Source organism: Nonomuraea candida (assembly GCF_000725485.1).
GTDB lineage: Bacteria > Actinomycetota > Actinomycetes > Streptosporangiales > Streptosporangiaceae > Nonomuraea > Nonomuraea candida.
Window position 1 is genome coordinate 25,225 of sequence record NZ_JOAG01000064.1, and the last position, 15,517, is coordinate 40,741.

The 15,517-nt window shown below is 74.9% G+C and carries 15 protein-coding genes; 7 read left to right on the top strand and 8 right to left on the bottom strand.

Annotated features, from left to right (window positions below; all coding sequences use genetic code 11):
- Positions 1-111: 111 nt before the first annotated feature.
- The 7 genes from IO39_RS40120 to paaZ all read right to left on the bottom strand — a co-directional run bounded on the left by IO39_RS40120 (position 112) and on the right by paaZ (position 8,368).
- A complete protein-coding gene (locus IO39_RS40120; protein ID WP_043635633.1) occupies positions 112-651 on the bottom strand; it encodes an LOG family protein in 540 nt (179 codons plus the stop codon).
- 147 nt (positions 652-798) lie between these two features.
- Positions 799-2,406 (bottom strand): dihydrolipoamide acetyltransferase family protein, encoded by a 1,608-nt coding sequence (locus IO39_RS40125; RefSeq protein ID WP_043635635.1) that lies wholly within the window; start codon positions 2,404-2,406, stop codon positions 799-801.
- Positions 2,403-3,410, bottom strand: a complete 1,008-nt coding sequence (locus tag IO39_RS40130) for an alpha-ketoacid dehydrogenase subunit beta (RefSeq protein WP_043635638.1) — start codon at positions 3,408-3,410, stop codon at positions 2,403-2,405. Before IO39_RS40130 ends, IO39_RS40125 begins: the two co-directional genes overlap by 4 nt.
- 190 nt (positions 3,411-3,600) lie before the next feature.
- Positions 3,601-4,698, bottom strand: a complete 1,098-nt coding sequence (gene pdhA, locus IO39_RS40135) for a pyruvate dehydrogenase (acetyl-transferring) E1 component subunit alpha (RefSeq protein WP_043635641.1) — start codon at positions 4,696-4,698, stop codon at positions 3,601-3,603.
- Between the two features lie 246 nt (positions 4,699-4,944).
- Positions 4,945-5,454, bottom strand: coding sequence for an Lrp/AsnC family transcriptional regulator (locus IO39_RS40140; RefSeq protein ID WP_043635644.1), 510 nt, complete (start codon positions 5,452-5,454; stop codon positions 4,945-4,947).
- Between the two features lie 92 nt (positions 5,455-5,546).
- Positions 5,547-6,338, bottom strand: a complete 792-nt coding sequence (locus IO39_RS40145) for an enoyl-CoA hydratase/isomerase family protein (protein WP_052423984.1) — start codon at positions 6,336-6,338, stop codon at positions 5,547-5,549.
- Complete coding sequence (gene paaZ / locus IO39_RS40150; RefSeq protein WP_043635646.1) at positions 6,335-8,368, bottom strand: phenylacetic acid degradation bifunctional protein PaaZ; 2,034 nt, start codon at positions 8,366-8,368, stop codon at positions 6,335-6,337. Before paaZ ends, IO39_RS40145 begins: the two co-directional genes overlap by 4 nt.
- A 107-nt stretch (positions 8,369-8,475) precedes the next feature.
- Here paaZ and paaA point away from each other — a divergent pair, with 107 nt between their 5' ends.
- From paaA to IO39_RS40185, 7 genes are all read left to right on the top strand, one after another.
- Positions 8,476-9,546: a 1,2-phenylacetyl-CoA epoxidase subunit PaaA gene (paaA, locus tag IO39_RS40155; RefSeq protein WP_043635648.1), complete on the top strand. Its 1,071-nt coding sequence runs from the start codon at positions 8,476-8,478 to the stop codon at positions 9,544-9,546.
- Positions 9,543-9,836 carry a 1,2-phenylacetyl-CoA epoxidase subunit PaaB gene (gene paaB / locus IO39_RS40160; protein ID WP_043635650.1) on the top strand — a complete coding sequence of 98 codons (294 nt, stop codon included), beginning with the start codon at positions 9,543-9,545 and terminating at the stop codon, positions 9,834-9,836. The genes paaA and paaB overlap by 4 nt, the downstream gene beginning before the upstream one ends.
- Before the next feature lie 112 nt (positions 9,837-9,948).
- Complete coding sequence (gene paaC / locus IO39_RS40165; protein ID WP_043635679.1) at positions 9,949-10,860, top strand: 1,2-phenylacetyl-CoA epoxidase subunit PaaC; 912 nt, start codon at positions 9,949-9,951, stop codon at positions 10,858-10,860.
- 119 nt (positions 10,861-10,979) lie between these two features.
- On the top strand, positions 10,980-11,465 hold the full coding sequence (paaD, locus tag IO39_RS40170; RefSeq protein ID WP_043635681.1) for a 1,2-phenylacetyl-CoA epoxidase subunit PaaD: 486 nt from the start codon (positions 10,980-10,982) through the stop codon (positions 11,463-11,465).
- 2 nt (positions 11,466-11,467) lie between these two features.
- Complete coding sequence (gene paaE / locus IO39_RS40175) at positions 11,468-12,553, top strand: 1,2-phenylacetyl-CoA epoxidase subunit PaaE (protein ID WP_043635653.1); 1,086 nt, start codon at positions 11,468-11,470, stop codon at positions 12,551-12,553.
- A 227-nt stretch (positions 12,554-12,780) separates the two neighbouring features.
- Complete coding sequence (locus tag IO39_RS40180) at positions 12,781-13,539, top strand: enoyl-CoA hydratase/isomerase family protein (RefSeq protein WP_211267346.1); 759 nt, start codon at positions 12,781-12,783, stop codon at positions 13,537-13,539.
- A 101-nt stretch (positions 13,540-13,640) separates the two neighbouring features.
- Positions 13,641-14,558 carry a 3-hydroxyacyl-CoA dehydrogenase family protein gene (locus tag IO39_RS40185; protein ID WP_281200362.1) on the top strand — a complete coding sequence of 306 codons (918 nt, stop codon included), beginning with the start codon at positions 13,641-13,643 and terminating at the stop codon, positions 14,556-14,558.
- Positions 14,559-14,646: 88 nt separating this feature from the next.
- On the opposite strand, the gene IO39_RS40190 is transcribed toward IO39_RS40185, so the two are convergent.
- Entirely contained in the window at positions 14,647-15,300 is a 654-nt protein-coding gene (locus IO39_RS40190; protein ID WP_052423985.1) for a TetR/AcrR family transcriptional regulator, read from the bottom strand.
- Between the last annotated feature and the right edge of the window lie 217 nt (positions 15,301-15,517).

Sequence of the window (15,517 nt, forward strand, 5' to 3'; positions counted from 1 at the left end):
AGCGGCGCGGGCGTCTCCCGCCTGGCCGCCCAGGAGGAGGTCGCCGGGAACCTGCTCCTGCTGGAGCTGGACTTCCTGCGCCGCCACCTCACCGCACCCGGGGACGGGCGGTCAGGGCATGCCGAGCGACTCCTCCAGGTAGGCCATCGCCCCCACGGGCTCCTCGGCGAAGAAGACCAGGTCGGTGAGGGGACGCGGCAGGAAACCCTCGTCCTCCATGCGCCGGAACTGCTCCTTGAGCCCGTCGTAGAAGCCCGCCGTGTTGAGCAGCACGACGGGCTTGTCGGTGTGCCCGTGCTTCTTCAGCTCCAGGATCTCGGTGGCCTCGTCCAGCGTGCCGGTGCCGCCGACCATGATGACCACGGCGTCGGCCTTTTCCAGCAGCAGCTTCTTGCGCTCGGCGAGGTCGGCCGCGATCACCATGTCGTCCACCCCGCGGCGCGCCTTGGCGGCCAGGAAGTCCACCGAGACGCCCATGAGCCGCCCGCCCGCCTCGTGCACCCCGTCGGCCACCACCTTCATCAGGCCCACGTCGGAGCCGCCCCACACCAGCGTGTGGCCGCCCCTTCCGACCAGCTCGGCGAACTCGCGGGCGGGCCGCGTGTAGGTCTCGGACAGGTCGGCGGCGGACAGGAAGACACAGATGTTCATGGGCACCACCGTAAGGGGACGCAAGGGACGCCCCGTACGCCGGTGGCGCCCCGGCCCATGCGCCGGGCCGGGGCGCCGGGCCCAGGTGCCGGGCCGGGGCGTCGGGGTTCGGCTGTCCGGCTGTGGTGCCGGGCTCAGGCGTCTGGTTCAGGTGTCGGCGAGCAGGATCGCCGGGTTCTCCACGCAGTCGGCCACGTGGCGCAGGAACCCGCCGGCCGCGCCGCCGTCGCAGACCCGGTGGTCGAAGGTGAGCGAGAGCTGGGCGATCTTGCGGGGGACGACCGCGCCGTCGCGCACCCAGGGCCGGTCGATGACGCGGCCGACGCCGAGGATCGCCGCCTCGGGATGGTTGATGATGGGCGCGGAGCCGTCCACGCCGAAGACGCCGTAGTTGTTGAGCGTGAACGTGCCGCCGGTCAGCTCCTCCGGGCCCAGCCTGCCGGCGCGGGCCAGGCCGGTGAGCCGGGCCAGCTCGGCGGCGAGCCGGGCGGTGGTCATGAGGTGCGCGTCGCGGACCACGGGGACCACCAGGCCGCGGTCGGTCTGGGCGGCGAAGCCGAGGTTGACGTGGCCGTACCTGACGATCTCGGACCGGGCGGCGTCCACCGTGGAGTTCAGCTCGGGGAAGCGGCGCAGGCCGTCCACGCAGATGCGGGCCAGCAGGGCCAGCAGGCCGATGCCGAGGCCGGGGCGGGAGCGCTTGAGCGCGTCCCTGGCGGCGACCAGGTCGGTGGCGTCCACGTCCACCCAGGTGGTGGCGTCGGGGATCTCGGCGCGGCTGCGGCTCAGCTTCTCGGCCGCCGCCCGCCGCAACCCGCGCAGCGGAACCCGCTCCGCCACCAGCCCCCCGCCCCGCCCGGCCGCCCCACCCAAGCCCTGCCCGGAGGGCGACCCAGCGGGGGAGCCGGCGGGGGAACCGGCGGGGAAGGCCGTGGGGGACCCGGTGGGCGAGTCGGCGGGCGAGTCGGCGGGGAAGGCCGTCGGGGAGGTGGCGGGGGTTCGGGCGGCGATGGCCTGCTCGACGTCGCGGCGCAGGATGACGGCGTGAGGACCGGTGGGGGTGACGCCGGTGAGCTCGATCCCGTGCTCACGGGCGATCCTCCGCACCAGCGGCGAGATCACCCGTGGCGCCTGCCCCTCCTCCGGCGCCTGCTCCCGCCCGGGACGGGGACCGCCGGAGGGATGCTCGGGCGGGTCTTCAGCGACGGCCAGGGATTCGGCCGGGTGAGCCGTGGTGGGGCGCGCAGCCGAGGGGCGGCGGCGCCGGCGGGTGCGGGCGGTGTGGCCGGTGCCGTAGCCGATGAGGACGTTGCCGGAGCCGGCGCGTTCCTCCTCCCGGTACCGCGCCGCCGCCGGGTCCTCGGCGGGCACGTTCCGGGCGGCCGGGTCACCGGCGGGGACGCCTCGGGTGTCCAGGTCTCCGGCGGTGATGCCTCCAGGGTTCGGCTCTTCAGTGGTGATGCCTGCGGGGTCCGGGTCTTCGGTGGTCGCGTCCGCAGGGGCCGCGGGGCCGATCTCGATGAGGGGCTCGCCGACCGACAGGACGGCGCCGGCCTCGGCGTGCAGGGCCAGCACGGTGCCCGCGTACGGGACGGGCACCTCCACGGCGGCCTTGGCCGTCTCGACCTCCACCACGATCTGGTCGATCTCCACCGTGTCGCCGACCCCGACCTTCCAGTGGATGATCTCGGCCTCGGTCAGCCCTTCGCCGAGGTCGGGCAGGCGGAACACCTGGCGGGTGGCCGTGACGGTCATGACGCCTCCCCGCCCAGGTGCAGCACGTCGGGCCGGTCGTCGAACTGCAGCCGGTCCACCGCGTCGAGGACCCGGTCGGCGTCCGGCAGGTGCGCGTGCTCCAGTTTCGGCGGCGGGTAGGGGATGTCGAACCCGGTCACGCGCAGCACGGGCGCGGCCAGCGAGTGGAAGCAGCGCTCCTGGACGCGGGCCGCGATCTCCGCGCCCACGCCGGCGAACCCCTGGGCCTCCTGGATCACCACGCACCGCCCCGTCCTGCGTACGGAGGCCGTGACGGTCTCGTCGTCGAACGGCACGATCGTGCGCAGGTCCACCACCTCCAGGGAGAGGCCGTCGGCGGCGGCAGTCTCGGCGGCCTGCAGCGCGACCGGCACGCCGGGGCCGTAGGCGACGAGCGTCGCGTCGCGGCCCGCGCGGCGCACCACCGCCCGCCCGAAGCCGGGGGCGCGCCGGGCGCCGGGGGTGAAGGCTTCCTTGGCCCAGTAGAGCCGCTTGGGCTCCATGAAGATCACCGGGTCGGGGTCGGCGATGGCGTCGCGCAGCAGCCAGTACGCGTCCTCCACCGTGGCCGGCGTGACGACCTTCAGGCCGGGCGTGTGGGCGTAGTACGCCTCGCTGGAGTCGCAGTGGTGCTCGACGCCGCCGATGCCGCCCGCGTACGGGATGCGGATCACCATCGGCAGCGTCACCCGGCCCCGGGTGCGGTTGCGGGTCTTGGCCACGTGGGAGGCGATCTGCTCGAAGGCCGGGTAGGCGAAGGCGTCGAACTGCATCTCCACCACCGGGCGGAAGCCGCCCATGGCCATGCCCACCGCCAGCCCCGCGATGCCGGACTCGGCCAGCGGCGTGTCGAAGCACCGCTCCTCGCCGAACTCCTTGGTCAGCCCGTCGGTGATGCGGAACACGCCGCCCAGCGGCCCGACGTCCTCGCCGAAGACGAGCACCCGCTCGTCCTCGCGCAGCGCGTCGCGCAGCGCCGCGTTCAACGCCTGCGCCATCGACATGGAGCCGGGCACGGCCGCGGCCCGGGCCTGGGCAGGAGGCGCGGACGGGGCCGGGGGCGCAGGGGCCGGGGGCGCGGGGGCCGGGGGCGCGGACGGGGCCGCCGTCGCAGCGGCGGGCACGGACGCCGGCCCGGACGCCGAGGCCGGTCCGGCTGCCGGTGCGGGCGCGGACATGGGGATCGTGGTCATGTCACTCCTCCGTGGCGGTCAGCTCGGCCGCCAGCAGCGCGCGCTGCTCGCGCAACTGCGGCGTCGGGACGGCGAAGACGTGCTCGAACAGCTCGAACGGATCCGTCTCCGGCTCGGCGTTCATGCTGTCGCGCAGCCGCGCGGCGTACTCCTCGGCGGCCTCGTGGGCGGCGGCGACGCCCGCCTCGTCCAGCAGGCCCCGGCCGCGCAGGTAGGTCTCCAGCCGGGCCAGCGGGTCGGCGGCCAGCCACCGCTCGACCTCCCCGGCGTCGCGGTAGCGGGTGGCGTCGTCGGCGTTGGTGTGCGGGTCCATCCGGTACGTGTGCGCCTCCACCAGGAACGGCCCGCCACCGTCACGGGCGTGCCGGACGGCCTCGGCCAGCACGGCCAGCACCGCCACCAGGTCGTTGCCGTCCACCTGCTCGGAGCGGACGCCGTACCCGATGCCCTTGTAGGCGAGCGCGGGGGCGGCGCTCTGGCGGGCCAGCGGCACCGAGATGGCGTACTTGTTGTTCTGCACGAAGAACACGACCGGGCAGCGCAGCACGGCCGCGTAGTTGAGCGCCTCGTGAAAGTCGCCCTCGCTGGTGCCGCCGTCGCCGATGAAGGCCATCACGACGGCGTCCTCGCCCCTGCGGCGCAGCGCCTCGGCCATGCCGACGGCGTGGATGGTCTGGGTGGCCAGCGGCGTGCACTGGGGGGCGACGCGGGTGGCGGCGGGGTCGTAGCCGCAGTGCCAGTCGCCGCGCAGCAGGGTGAGCACCTCGACGGGATCGAGGCCGCGCGCCACCAGCGCCACGCTGTCGCGGTAGGTGGGAAACAGCCAGTCGGCGGCGCGCAGCGCGAGCACGCCGCCGACCTGGCAGGCCTCCTGGCCGCGGCTGGAGGGGTAGACGGCCAGCCGGCCCTGCTTGGTCAGGGCGGTCGCCTGGCGGTCGAAGCGGCGGCCGAGGACCATCCGGCGGTAGCCCTCTGCCAGCAGCTCGTCCGCGGGCGCCCGGTATGCGGTGGGCGGGTCGACGGCGGTGCCGTCCTCGGCGACGAAGCGCACGGGGACGGGCGCGGGGAGAAGACCGTCGACCACCTGACGATGGACCATGGCGACGCTCGCTTTCGCTGGACGTTTGACAAGAGAAGCGTCCGCCCGGCGAGCCACCTGTTCAAGACATCGGGCACGATAGGCGACAAATGGCCTCAGAGTGGCCTTACCGGTGCCAAATGTCGATCCACGGACGGAGTGACGGGCGACACACCGGACGTTTTGCCCGGCAGGCGCGGCCCGGGACAAGCCCCGGGCCTTGCCCCCTTCCGCGCCCGGGGTCAGCGCCCCTTCCGCGCCCCGGGGTCAGCCCCGGGCCTTGCCCCATTCCGCGCCCCGGCCGCGGGCCTCGTCGAAGACGAGCCACGTCCGCGTGGCCCGTACGCCCGGGATGTCCTGGACGCGTTCGAGCACCACGTGCCGCAGCACCTCGTTGTCCGGCGTCCTGACCAGCACCAGGAGGTCGTAGTCGCCGCCGACCATGGCGATGTGCTCGACGTAGGCGATCTCGCGCAGCCGCGCCGACACCTCCCGCCAGGCGTTCTGCTCGATCGTCACCGACACGTACGCGCTGGTGCCCAGCCCCGCCTTCGCCGGCGCGAGCTCGGCCCGGAACCCCGTGATCACGCCGTCGTCCAGCAGCCGGCCCAGTCGCGCGTAGGCGCTGGCGCGGGAGATGTGCACGCGCTCGGCCAGCGTGCGCACCGACACGCGGCCGTCACGCAGCAACTCGGCGATGATCGCGCGGTCCACCTCGTCGAGCGGCGCGGCGGAACGCCCGGGCCAGCTCGCGCCCGTGCTCTCGTCGGTCGACATCCGGCCTTCCTCGCGCCGTCCGGGAGTCCAAGTGTCGCTCATTGTGCCCGATCCGCTGGACGAATGGCTCCCGGCGGCGCGGGGAGGACCGTTCAGCGTCCCTCGAAGGTGGGTCTGCGCTTGGCCAGGAACGCCTCGACCGCCGCGGCGTGGTCGCCGCTCAGGCCCAGCCGGGCCTGGGCCTGCGCCTCGGCGGCCAGCGTCGCGCCGAGGTCCCGCTCCCACGACTGGGCGATGAGCCGTTTCGACGCGGCGTACGCGGCGGTGGGCCCGGCCGCGAGCCGCGCCGCCAGCGCCCGCCCCGCCGCGCCCACCTCCTCGCGCGGCACCACCTGCCCCGAGATGCCCCACGCCACCGCCTGCTGGGCGGAGAAGGGCTCGGCCAGCAGGACGAGCTCCCTGGCCCGCGCCTCGCCGACCGCCCGCGTGAGCGTGGCCGACAGGCCGGAGTCGCAGGTCAGCCCGATCGCGGCGAAGGCCGTCCCGAGCACGGCGTCCTCGGCCAGGACCCGCAGGTCGCAGGCGAGCGCCAGCGCCAGCCCGGCGCCCACGCAGGTGCCGTTGACGGCCGCGACCACCGGCTTGCCCATCGTGGCCAGCAGCCGCACCACCGGCGCGTAGTCCTCCTCGACGGTGTCGAACGCGTGCGCCGGGTCCGCGCGCAGCGCCGCCGCGTGCTCGGCCAGGTCCTGCCCGGCGCAGAACGCCCCGCCCGCCCCGGTCAGCAGCACCGCCCGGACGGCGTCGTCGCCGGCGACGTCCTCCAGCGCGCCGCGCAGCTCGGTCTTGGTCTTGCCGTCCAGCGCGTTGCGGCGCTCGGGCCGGTTGATGGTCACCACGGCCGCGGCGCCGTCGCGTTCGAGCAGGACCGCGCCGCCGCTCACGCCTGCTCCCAGGTCTTGGCCACGAGGGTGAGCACGTCGTACGTGGCGACCGCCTGGCCCTCCTGGTTGGTCACCAGGGCGTCCCAGCGGACCTCGCCGTAGTCGGCGTTGGCACGCGGCGTGATCTGCTTGACGGTCAGCGTCACGGCGATGGAGTCGCCCGCCTTGACGGGGGTGAGGAAGCGCAGGGCGTCCACGCCGAAGTTGGCCAGCACGGGCCCAGGGGCCGGGTCGACGAAGAGCCCGGCGGCCAGGGAGACGACCAGGTAGCCGTGCGCGACGATGCCGCCGAAGAGCGGGTTGCGCGCGGCGGCCTCGGGGTCGGTGTGGGCGTAGAAGGTGTCGCCGGTGAACTCGGCGAAGTGGTCGATGTCGGCGAGCGTGACGGTGCGCGGCGCGGAGCTGATGGTGTCGCCGATCCGCAGCTCGGCCAGGGACTTGCGGAAGGGGTGCACGCCGGTGTCGCTGCGGGCGGCGCCCGTCGTCCACTGGCCGGTGATCGCGGTGAGCAGGTCGGGGGAGGACTGCACGGCGGTGCGCTGCATGTGGTGCAGGACGCCGCGGATCCCGCCGAGCTCCTCGCCGCCGCCGGCCCGCCCGGGTCCGCCGTGCACGAGGGTGGGCAGCGGGGAGCCGTGGCCGGTGGACTCCTTGGCGTCGTCGCGGTCCAGCACCAGGACGCGGCCGTGCCAGGGCGCGAGCCCGAGCACGACGGAGCGGGCCACGGCGGGGTCGTGGGTGGCCACGGAGGCGACCAGGCTGCCCCGGCCGCGCGCGGCCAGCGCGATCGCCTCGTCCAGCCCGTCGTAGGCGAGCACGGTGCTGACCGGGCCGAACGGCTCCACGTCGTGCGGCTCGGTGGCGCCGGGGCGCGCCCGCAGCACCAGCGGGTTCATGAACGCGCCGCGCCCGGCGTCGCCGTCGGGCGGGGCCGCGCCGTCGCCGTAGACCACCTCGGCGCCCGCGGTCAGCGCCTCGACGGCCTTGCGCACCTCGTCACGCTGGCCGAGGCTGGCCAGCGGCCCCATCCGCACGTCCGGGTTGCGCGGGTCGCCGACCGTCACCTTCCCCAGGCGCGCGGCCAGCGCCTCCACCACCTGGCCGGCCAGCGGGGCGGGGACGAGCACCCGGCGGATGGCCGTGCACTTCTGCCCCGCCTTGACCGTCATCTCGGTGACGACGCCCTTGACGAACAGGTCGAACTCCGGATCGTCGGGCCGCACGTCGGGGCCGAGGATCGAGCAGTTCAGCGAGTCGGCCTCCACGCCCAGCACGACGCCGCCGTCCAGCACGTTCGGGTGGCGGCGCAGGATGCCGGCGGTGTGCGCGGAGCCGGTGAAGGCCACGGAGTCCTGCACGGTCAGCTCGTCGAGCAGGCCCCCGGCGCTGCCGGCCAGGAGCTGGAGCGCGCCCTCGGGCAGGAGGCCGGAGGCGATGATCTGCCGGACGGCCCGCTCGGTGAGGTAGGCGGTCTGGGAGGCCGGCTTGACGATCGTGGGCAGCCCGGCGAGGAAGGCCGGGGCGAGCTTCTCCAGCATGCCCCAGACGGGGAAGTTGAAGGCGTTGATCTGCGCGGCCACGCCGGGCCTGGAGGTGTAGAGGTGCCGGCCGACGAACGTGCCGCCCTTGCCCAGCCGCTCCAGGCCGCCGTCCAGGACGATCGTGTCGTTGGGCAGCTCGCGCACGCCCTTGCTCGCGTAGCTGAACAGGGTGCCGATGCCGCCGTCCACGTCCACGGCGGTGTCGCGGGCGGTGGCGCCGGTCTTCACCGACAGGTCGTACAGCTCCTCCTTGCGCTCGATGAGGTGCTTGGCCAGCGCCTTGAGCAGGCCCGCCCGCTCGTGGAAGGTCAGGGACCGCAGCGCCGGCCCGCCGACCTCCCGGCCGTGCCGGACCATCGCGGCGACGTCCAGCCCCCGGCTGGAGACGCGCGCGACCTCCTCGCCGGTGGCCGCGTCCAGCAGTGGCTCCCCGTCGTCGGCGGCGCGGAACCATCGTCCGGCGGCGTAGCTCTCCAGCAGCGTGCTCATCCTGTCTCCTCTCCCCGGGCCTGACCTGCTTGCGCGGGCGCCCCTCCCTGTGCGACCTTATTACTGACCGAGCGATAAGTAAATGAGCCCGAGGTGTCGGAGGAAGAATGACGACCACCCCAGCGGAGCCGGGCCTGGAAGGCCGGCTGCAGGCCGGGTTCGACGCGACGATCGCCCGGCACGACCGCATCGAGCCCCGCGACTGGATGCCGGACGCCTACCGCAGGACGCTCATTCGCCAGATCGCCCAGCACGCCCACTCCGAGATCATCGGCATGCAGCCCGAGGGCAACTGGATCGGCCGCGCGCCGTCCCTGCGCCGTAAGGCGATCCTGCTGGCCAAGGTGCAGGACGAGGCCGGGCACGGGCTGTACTTGTACTCCGCGTGCGAGACCTTGGGCGTCTCACGGGCCGAGCTGACCGAGCTGCTGCTCTCGGGCCGGCAGAAATACTCCTCGATCTTCAACTACCCGACCCTGTCCTACGCCGACGTCGGCACCATCGGCTGGCTGGTGGACGGCGCCGCGATCTGCAACCAGGTGCCGCTCTGCCGCACCTCCTACGGCCCGTACGGCCGGGCGATGATCCGCATCTGCAAGGAGGAGTCGTTCCACCAGCGGCAGGGCTACGAGCTGCTGATGACGATGATGCGCGGCACCGACGCCCAGCGCGCCATGGTGCAGGAGTCGGTGAACCGGTTCTGGTGGCCGTCGCTGATGATGTTCGGCCCGCCGGACGCCCAGTCGCCCAACAGCGAACGGTCCATGGCCTGGGGCATCAAGCGCAACTCCAACGACGAGCTGCGCCAGAAGTTCGTCGACATGACCGTCCCGCAGGCCGAGGCGCTCGGCGTCACCCTGCCCGACCCCGGCCTGCGCTGGAACGAGGAGCGCGGCCACTACGACTTCGGCGAGCCCGACTGGGCCGAGTTCGCGGCCGTCCTGCGGGGCGACGGTCCCTGCAACGCCCAGCGCCTGGCCCACCGCCGGGCCGCGCACGAGGAGGGCGCCTGGGTCCGCGAGGCCGCGACGGCCTTCGCCCGCCGCTCGGCCCAGGAAGCCCAGGAAGCCCAGGAAGCCCAGGGGGCCCGGGAGGCCCGGGAGGCCCAGAGGGCCCAGGGGGCCCGGAAGGCTCAGGCGGCGCAGGACACGCGACCGGCCGGGGAGGGCGCGCGATGAGCGCCGACCGGCGGGAGTGGCCGCTGTACGAGGTGTTCGTACGCGGCAAGCGCGGCCTCAACCACGTGCACGTCGGCTCGCTGCACGCGCCGGACGACGCGATGGCCCTGCGGCACGCGCGTGACGTGTACACCCGGCGCAACGAGGGCGTCAGCATCTGGGTCGTGCGCTCCGACGCCATCACCGCCTCCAGCCCCGACGAGAAGGACCCGCTGTTCGCACCCAACGGCGACAAGGTCTACCGGCACCCGACCTTCTACGAGATCCCCGACGACGTCCCGCACATGTGAGGAACGCCCGATCACCATGAGCACCGAACCCGGCAGCATCGCTCACGGCAGCGTCCAACCCGGCAGCGTCCAACCCGGCAGCGTCGAACCCGGCAGCGTCGAACACGGGGGCATCGATCACGGCAGCGTCTTCGACGGGCTGCTCGGCGGGGACTCGTCCCAGTGGGCCTTCGGCACCGACTTCGAGGACCCGCTGGCCGGCGTGGACACCACCACGCCCGACGGCGTGGACGGCGCCGAGCTGGCCGCGTACTGCCTCATGCTCGGCGACGACGCCCTGATCATGTCGCAGCGCCTGTCGGAGTGGTGCAGCCGCGCCCCCGACCTCGAAGAGGACATCGCGCTGGCGAACATCGCGCTCGACCTGCTCGGCCAGGCGCGCCTGCTGCTGGCGCGGGCGGCCGCCGCCGACCCCGGCGTGGTGCCCGCCCTGCCCGAGGGATCGCCGGTGCCGCCGGAGGACGCGCTCGCCTTCTTCCGCGGCGACCGCGACTTCCGCAACGTGCGCCTGGCCGAGGTCCCCAACGGCGACTTCGCGCACGTCGTCGTCCGCCTGCTGCTGTTCTCCACGGCCCGGCTCGCGCTGCTGGAGCGGCTGCGCGCCGGTCGCGACCACGTGCTGGCCGCCGTCGCCGCCAAGGGCGTCAAGGAGGTCGCCTACCACCGCGACTGGTCCGGCCGCTGGTTCCTCACTCTCGCCCGCGGCACGGACGAGTCCCGCCGCAGGCTGCTGGCCGCCCTCGACGCCCTGTGGCCGCTGCAGGCCGAGCTGGTCGCCCCGCACCCGCTCGAACGCTCCCTCGCCGAGGCCGGCGTCGGCGTGGACCCGGCGTCCCTGCGCGAGGAGGTGGACGCCGTCCTCGCCCAGGTGCTCGCCGTCAGCGGCGTCGAGCGCCCGGACCGGGCGCCCCTGGCAGGCGTCGGCGGGCGCACGGGCCGCGACGGCCTGCACACCGAGGCCCTGAGCCTGCTGCTCGCCGAGATGCAGGTGGTCGCCCGCGCCCACCCGGAGGGACGCTGGTGACCCCCGCGCACCCGGCGCCCGGCCGGCCCCACGACCAGCCCCGGACGGACGCCGGGCACCCGGCGACCGGCCGGCCCCACGACCGGGCCCCGGCGGACGCCGGGCGGCGGGCGGCCGAGGTGGCCGGTCACGTGCGCGATCCCGAGATGCCCATGCTCACCCTCGCCGACCTCGGCGTGCTGCGCGGCGTGGACGTGGTGCGGGGCGACAGTGGCGAGGAGGTCGTCGTCGTCTCGATCACCCCGACCTACACCGGCTGCCCGGCCATGGCCACCATGCGCGACGACCTCGTGCACCGGCTCAACGACGCCGGCTTCGACCGGGTCGAGGTGCGCGTCGTGCTGGACCCGCCCTGGTCCAGCGACTGGATCTCCGAGCAGGGCCGCGCCGCCCTGCGCGCCGCGGGCCTGTCGCCGCCCGGCCCGGCCGCCCGCCGCGCCGGCCCGGTGCCGCTCACCCTCGGCCCGCCCAGGACGGCCCCGCCCTGCCCGCGCTGCGGCTCGCCGGACACCAGGCTCACCTCCGAGTTCGGCGCCACCGCCTGCAAGGCCCTCTACCGCTGCGCCGGCTGCCTGGAACCGTTCGAGCACGTCAAGGAGATCTGACCATGACCATCCTGGCGCCCGCGCCGTCCAGGGCCGCCGTCTTCCACCCGCTGACCGTGACGGCGGTGGACCGGCTGTGCGAGGACGCCGCCGCGATCACCTTCGCCGTCCCGGACGAGCTGCGCGACGCCTACGCCTTCCGCGCCGGGCAGTCCCTCACCCTGCGCCGCGTCATCGACGGCCGCGAGCACCGCCGCTCGTACTCGATCTGCGCCCCCGCCGGCGCCGCGCCGCGCATCGGCGTGCGCGAGATCCCCGGCGGCCTGTTCTCCTCCTGGCTCGTCCACGAGGTACGCCCCGGCACCCGCATCGAGGTCCAGCCGCCCGCCGGCGCCTGGCAGGCCGACCCCGGCCGGGGCGAGCGCCACCTGTGCGTGGCGGCGGGCTCCGGCATCACCCCGATGCTCTCGGTCGCCGCCACCGTGCTCACCCACCCCGCCGCGCAGGTCTCCCTCCTGTACGCCAACCGCACCAGCCGCACCGTCATGTTCACCGAGGAGCTCGGCGACCTGAAGAACCGCTACGGCCCCCGCCTCCAGGTCGTGCACACCCTCTCGCGCGAGCCCCGCGACGTCGAGCTGCTGTCCGGCCGCCTCGACGCCGACCGGCTGCGCCGCCTGCTCACCACCCTCGTCCCCGTCGAGGTGTTCGACCACGTCTGGCTCTGCGGGCCGCTGGAGATGATCGAGCAGGCCCGGCCGGTCCTGGCCGCCCTCGGCGTCCCCGCCGGGCGCGTGCACGTCGAGCTCTTCTACGCCGACGCCCCGCCGCCGCCCCCGCGCCGCGCCGGGAACGACCTCCCGGACGGCGCCACCACCGAGCTGACGACCGTGCTCGACGGCCTGCGCACCACCTCGGCCGTCTCCCGCCGGACCACGCTCCTCGACGGGGCCCAGGCCACCCGCGCCGACCTGCCGTTCGCCTGCAAGGGCGGCGTCTGCGGCACCTGCCGCGCGGTCGTGCGCACGGGCGCGGTGGACATGCGCCGCAACTACGCGCTCGAACCGGCCGAGGTGGCCGCCGGGTTCGTGCTGACCTGCCAGACGTACCCGGTCGGCGAGAGCGTGACCGTCGACTACGACGCCTGAACCCGTACCGATCACAGGAGCCGCAACGTGCCACCATCACCGGCCGCGCCCGTCCCGCGCACGACGACGAGCCCGCAGGACCGCGCCTCGGCCCACGCCCGCGCCGCCGCGACGACCGGCCGTCACGGCCGCGCATCCGCTCGCGTCCGCGTCGCCGCTCCGAGGGGACGCCAGGGCCGCGCGCCCGTCCGCGATGGAGCCCGCGGGGCCGCCCCGCTGGTGTGCCGGTGAGCGCCGGGCCCAGCCTCCTCGTGGAGGAGGACGACGACCGGGTGGTGTGGCGGCTCAACCGTCCCGAGGTGCGCAACGCCATCGACCGCGAGCTGGTCGCCGCGCTGCACGGGGCGTGCGCCGCCGTCGAGGAGCGGCCGAAGGTCGTGCTGATCGCCGGCGAGGGCGGCACGTTCGCGGCCGGCGCCGACATCGCCCAGCTCCGCGACCGCGGCCGCGACGACGCGCTGCGCGGCATCAACTCCACGCTCTTCGACCGCGTCCACCGGCTGCCGATGCCGACCATCGCCCTCCTCGACGGGTACGCCCTCGGCGGCGGAGCCGAGCTCGCCTACGCCTGCGACTTCCGCCTCGGCACCCCGCGCGTCCGGATCGGCAACCCGGAGACGGGCCTGGGCATCCTGGCCGCCGCCGGGGCGGCCTGGCGGCTGGCCGAGCTGGTGGGGGAGCCGCTGGCCAAGGAGATCCTGCTGGCCGGGCGCGTCCTGACCGCCGCGGAGGCCCACGCCGTACGCCTGCTCAACGAGGTCGTGGAGCCCGACGAGCTGGCGGCCGCCGGGCACCGGCTCGCCGACCGGATCACCGCGCAGGCGCCGCTGGCGACCCGGCTGATGAAGGCCGTCTTCCACGCCCCGCGATCGGCGCACCCGTTCGTCGACGACCTGGCGCAGGCGGTCCTGTTCGAGACCGAGGACAAGCGCGAGCGCATGACGGCGTTCCTGGAGCGCCGCGACCGGAAAGGACGTACCCGATGAACGCCGACCCGCGCCGCCCCGGAGGACCCCGATGAACGCGCACCCGCCTCGTCCCGGAGGACCCCGATGAACGCGCACCCGCCTCGTCCCGGAGGACCTCGATGAACGCCGACCCGATGAACGCCCACTCGCTGAACGCCGGCCCGGCCGGCTCCGCGGACCCGGACGAGGGGGACGCCGGCCTGCCCCGCGTCGTGGGCGTCTATGGCGGTGGCCGGATGGGCGCCGGGATCGCGCACGCGTTCCTCGCCGCGGGCAGCGCCGTGGTCATCGTCGAGACCGGCGACGCGACGGCCGCCGCCGCCCGCGCCCGCGTGACCGGCAGCCTGGCCAAGGCCGCCGCCAAGGGCACGCTCGGCGAGCCCGCGGAGGCGGCGGCGGCCCGGCTGCGGACCACGGCCGACCCCGCCGGCCTGGCCGGCTGCGAGCTCGTCGTCGAGGCGGTGCCCGAGGACGCCGAGCTGAAGGCCCAGGTGCTGGCCCTGGCCGAGAAGCAGGCGCCGGGCGCGGTGCTCGCCACGAACACCAGCAGCCTGTCCCTGACGCGCCTCGCCGCCGCGCTGGCCGCGCCCGAGCGCTTTCTCGGCCTGCACTTCTTCAACCCCGTCCCGGTCAGCGACCTGGTCGAGATCGTCGCCGCCCCCGCCACCGGCCCCGAGCTGGTCGCCCGGGCCCAGGGCTGGGTGCGGGCGCTCGGCAAGACGCCGATCACCGTGACCGACTCGCCGGGCTTCGCCAGCAGCCGGCTCGGGGTGTGCCTGGCGCTCGAAGCGATGCGCATGCTCGAAGAGGGCGTGGCCGACGCGGCCGGCATCGACACCGCCATGACCCTCGGCTACCGGCACCCGGCCGGGCCGCTGCGAACCACCGACATCGTCGGCCTGGACGTGCGCCTGGCCATCGCCGAGCACCTGGCCCGCGAGCTGGGCCCCCGCTTCGAGCCGCCCCGCATCCTGCGCGACCTGGTCGCGGCCGGCCACCTCGGCCGCAAGACGGGCCAGGGCTTCTACACCTGGTGACACCGGCCCCGGCAGGGGGTGCCGGGGCGGTCCCTGCCGGCGGGCCGGGCGCCGGGTCCGGCACGCCGGGCCGGTCGCGGGGAGCGGGTCAAGTGTCGTGCCGGGCGAGGTGACCGGTCTCGTGACGGGCCAGGCCGTCGAAGGCGATGGAGGTGATCGCCTCGGCGACCATCCGCAGGTCGTACGCGCCGTCCGGCCGATACCACTCCACCAGCGAGTTCACCATGCCGAACAGCAGCCGGCTCACCAGCCCCGGCGGCACGTCGTCGCGCAGCGCGCCCTCGGCGACGGCGTCGGCGACGAGCGCGGCCAGCCGGTCGTCGAGCCAGCGCCGGCGTTCGAGCGCCGCCAGCTCCACCTCGCTGTTGCCGCGCACCCGCAGCAGCAGCGTGACGGACGGCTGGTGCGCCACCAGCACCTCCACGCTGCGCCGCACCACCCCGCGCAGCCGTTCGTACGCGCCGGCGCCCGCCCCGTCGCGCGACGCCTCGCTCACCACGGCGGTCAGCTCGTCGAGCGCGTCGTCCAGCGCCTGGCCGAGCAGCTGCTCCTTGCTGCTGACGTGGTGGTAGATGGCCGGCTTGGTCAGCCCCAGCTCCCTGGCCAGGTCGCCCATGCTGGTGGCGTCGTAGCCACGGCGGTTGAACAGGTCGATCGCGGCGCGCAGGATCGCCGACTGGTCATAGCCGGGACGGCCCCGCCGGCGGCGCGGGGCCGGTTCGGCATGCTCAGTCGAGGTCACAAAAGCAGCATCTCACGCGGCACACCCGGCGATCACATCCACGTGCGGCCGGGGCGGCCGGAGCCCGGCCGCCCGGCCGCACGCCATGCGTCAGATCTCCTCCACGCTGCTCGGCTCGCGCCGGGACAGGTCGATACCGAGCTCCTCCGCGGCGCGGAAGACGTCCTCGTCGGTGTCGCGCATCTCGATGGACATGCCGTCGCTGGAGAGCACCTCG